1 protein-coding gene is annotated in these 477 nt (G+C 57.9%); it reads right to left on the bottom strand.

The features are described from left to right. Positions 1-5 precede the first annotated feature (5 nt). A partial coding sequence (locus M3610_RS27500; protein WP_251463637.1) for a lytic transglycosylase domain-containing protein occupies positions 6-477 on the bottom strand: 472 nt, incomplete at its 5' end.

Below are 477 nucleotides of genomic sequence, written 5' to 3'. Positions count from 1 at the left end.
GTCCATCAGCGCGGCCCCGTTCCGAGTGCTTGTGAAAAGCGAGAGTTCACCGCCATTTGCTTGTCGGCGACTTCGCTGGCTGCCCTGCTCGGGTCGTTAACTCCGTGGATATGAATGTTGGTTTCCTGGCTGATCTGCGCGCCGCTGGAAGGCATATTGCTGAGAACGCGCGGGATGTAGTTCCGGGTTTCCTCCGGCATTAGCGCCATGCCATGCTTCTGCACATTTCCGATCCCCCAGTTATAGGACGCGAGCGCTTTGGGAAGGTCGCCGTTATTGGCCTTTAAGAGTTGAGCGAGATATTTTGCTGCAGCCTGGGCGGACTTAACCGGGTCAAAGGCTTCGTTGCCACGCAGCCCCAAATCCTTAGCTGTGCCGGGCATCAGCTGAAACAGCCCCTGAGCGCCGGCACCAGACATCGCATTGGGGTTGCCTGCAGACTCGGTGATTGCAACGCTTTTCAGCAGACCCACAGGA

The organism is Neobacillus sp. MER 74 (genome assembly GCF_023714155.1).
The sequence above is the reverse complement of the archived record's forward strand: the minus strand, read 5'-3'. Positions and strand labels throughout refer to the sequence as shown.